We start from the raw sequence: 2,895 nt of genomic DNA, 5'->3' as shown, positions 1-2,895 counted from the left end.
CTGCCGGACCATGCGGTCCGGCAGCCCCTCGCCCGTGGTCCGGCACGCGCCTCACGGGTCGCGCCTCACGCCCGTACCGTCAGGGCACGGTGATGCCGGCGATCCGCTGCTCCGGGATCGGGCCGCCGATGGGTGCGTAGCGGGGTGCCCCGGTGTACCAGGCATGCAGACCGGACAGGAAGCCGCGGGCACCGCCGAGCCACGCCTCCAGCTCGATCCGTTCGCCGTGGTCCAGCCCGACCTGCCGCACGAGCGGCGGCAGTTCGCTCTGTGACAGGTGCTCGAAGTGGCGCAGTCGGGCGGTCACCAGATCGGCGGCGGCGTGCATGGCTTCCTGGACGGTGATGTCCAGGGACGTCTCGAGGACGACGACGAGGTTGTTGACGTCGTACTCGTCGTGGACCTCGCGCTGATAGGAGGCGATGTCGTTCGCCAGTCCCATGTAGTCCATGAAGGCGTCCAGCAGGGCGCAGACGGTCCGGCTGCGCCGGATCCGCTCAGGGATCCGTGCGCCGGTGGCGAGTTCGACGGAGTACGGGGCGGTGTACGCCGCGAAGCTCTCACGGCGGAACTGGGCGTACTCGATGAGGTCGGGGACGCGGCCGGCGAGGCTGTTGGCCAGTTCCTGAACCCCGGCGTCGATGTACTTCGCCAGGGCGCCGTTCAGCCGCTGCCGCCAGTGCGCGAGGCTCGGGGGGAACAGACGTTGCTGGAGGTCTGCCATTCCCCTCTCGACGGCATTGACCGGCTCCGGCAGCCGGGCGCCCGGGTCCTGCGGCAGGAAGTCGTGCAGACGGGCGGTGAAGACCTGTGCGCCGGCGAGGTTGCCCGTCTGCTTGAAGGCGGAGGCGAAGTAGTCGTCCCAGGCCAGGGCCCACAGGTTGAACCGGTGATTGAGCCGGAGGGCGGCGAGCGAGGCGTCGGGAAGGGTCCACGCCGTCAACTGGTCGACGGCCATGGCGTGGAACTGGGGCCGGGTCCAGATCGCGCGGCGGGCGCCCGGGGCTTCCTCGCCGGTCAGCATCCCCGTCTCGCGCGCCCACGTCTCGGCCTCCTCGCGCAGGGCCGGAAGGCACGGGTTCACCCGCACCGGGTACGGCATCCGCAGTATCGGGAGTTCGATGTCCTGCACTGTCATGGGATCCCTACCTCCCTGTCGGCAACAAGCGAGGACGTGAGCGCGCTGCACATGCGAAGGTCGTGTCGGCCGACCGGCTGGGTGCCGGAGGTCGACGCTCCACTACTGTCCCGGGGACGGACGTCGAGCGATTCCCGCCATTTTGCGCCACCAACCTTCCCATCCCGGCCGATCCGCAACCCGGCACCGCCGCCCTCGGTCTTCGATCAGACCAGTTTGTACAGAATGAAACGATCCTTCTGGTCGGGATTGGCTCAAATTCGATCCCAAAGCTGGCCATGATCCGCCACTAACGGCCAGCCGGCGCGCCTCGACGGACATCGAACCGGCCACAACAGGCTCAACTCTCCGTGTCGGGAACCTCGTCGGCGCGTTGAGACTCTTGATCCCCGGGGGCCGGAAGCTGCGCATGGATCGAGCCTTCGGGACGCGTGACTCATACCCCGGCCCCTGCGTCGCACCGGCTCCACGACCAGGAAGAGAAGCCGCAGAAGTGAACCTGTCACTCACGCCCCACCGACGTCTCGTCGCGAGCGCCACCGTCATCGCCGCGCTCGTGGCCGGTTTCGCCCCCGCCGCCGGCGCGTCCGCCGCGCCCTCCCGCGCCGCCGTCCCCGCCAAGACCGCCGAACGCCCGGTTCCCGCCCCCGACATGGAAGGTGTGGCCGGGGCGTTGAACGCGGCCATGGCCAACGGCGCACCGGGCGCGATGGCCCGGTTCACCGGCCCCGACGGAGTCCGGACCCGGACCGTGGGAGTCCGTGACCGGGTCTCGGGAGAGCCCATGGACACCCGGGCGCGCTTCCGGATCGGCAGCGTCAGCAAGACCTTCTCCAGCGTCGTCCTGCTCCAGTTGGTGGACGAGGGCAGAGTGGAGCTCGACGCCCCCGTGAACCGCTACCTGCCCGGCCTGCTGCCCGACGAGCGGATCACGGTACGTCACCTCCTGACGCACCGAAGCGGGTTGCCCGACTACACCGAGAAGATGTTCGCGCAGACGGTTCCCGGATTCGAAGCCGTACGGAACCGGGTGTTCGGCTACCAGGAGCTGGTGGACCTCTCCCTGGCCGAACCGCGCACCATCGAGCCCGGCGCGGCCTACGCGTACTCGAACACCAACTTCGTGGTGGTCGGCATGCTCATCGAGAAGGCCACCGGAAACCCCGTGGCCAAGGAGTACGAGCGCCGCATCATCAAGCCCCTGCGACTGCGCAACACCTCCTACGTACACCCCGACACCCGGATCAAGGGCCTGCACGTGCGCGGCTACCTCCATCCCGACGAGGCCGGCGCCCCCCTCGTGGACTCCACGGAACAGACCGCGTCCTGGGCGCAGTCGGCCGGGGCCGTCATCTCCAACCCCGCTGACCTGAACACCTTCACGACCGCGCTCATGCGCGGCAAGCTGCTCTCGCCGCGCATGACGGAGGCCATGACAACGGTCACCCCCACGGACACGACCGGTACGCGCTTCTACGGGCTCGGACTGCGCCGCTACGACCTGTCCTGCGGCACCCAGGTGTACGGCCACACCGGTACCGTCCAGGGCTTCTACACCTACGCCTTCGCGACCCGGGACGGTCGGCGCAGCCTCGCCGCGACGGCCAACACCTCGAACCACGGCGCCGCCAACACGGCGCTCGGCGGGACGCTGGAGGCCGCGTTCTGCGGGAAGAAGCCGCCGACGGCGCGCGGGTTCGCCGCGCTGCCGAAGGCGGAGGAGGACCTGCCCGAACGCCGCTGAACCGGACGGGGGC

Annotated in this window: 2 protein-coding genes; one reads left to right on the top strand and one right to left on the bottom strand. The window is 69.6% G+C overall.

The features are described from left to right. Positions 1-79: 79 nt before the first annotated feature. On the bottom strand, positions 80-1,138 hold the full coding sequence (locus tag ACFQ7Q_RS38005) for a hypothetical protein (protein ID WP_383563802.1): 1,059 nt from the start codon (positions 1,136-1,138) through the stop codon (positions 80-82). A gap of 499 nt (positions 1,139-1,637) precedes the next feature. Between ACFQ7Q_RS38005 and ACFQ7Q_RS38000 the strand changes: the two genes are divergently transcribed. Continuing rightward, positions 1,638-2,882, top strand: coding sequence for a serine hydrolase domain-containing protein (locus ACFQ7Q_RS38000; RefSeq protein WP_383563805.1), 1,245 nt, complete (start codon positions 1,638-1,640; stop codon positions 2,880-2,882). Positions 2,883-2,895: the final 13 nt, after the last annotated feature.

Origin of the sequence: Streptomyces sp. NPDC056527, from assembly GCF_042794475.1 — a bacterium.
Classification (GTDB): Bacteria; Actinomycetota; Actinomycetes; order Streptomycetales; family Streptomycetaceae; genus Streptomyces.
The sequence above is the reverse complement of the archived record's forward strand: the minus strand, read 5'-3'. Positions and strand labels throughout refer to the sequence as shown.

Excerpts from the sequence above, each read along its gene's own strand:
- ACFQ7Q_RS38005 (WP_383563802.1), bottom strand. The coding sequence starts at position 1,138 with ATGACAGTGCAGGACATCGAACTCCCGATACTGCGGATGCCGTACCCG.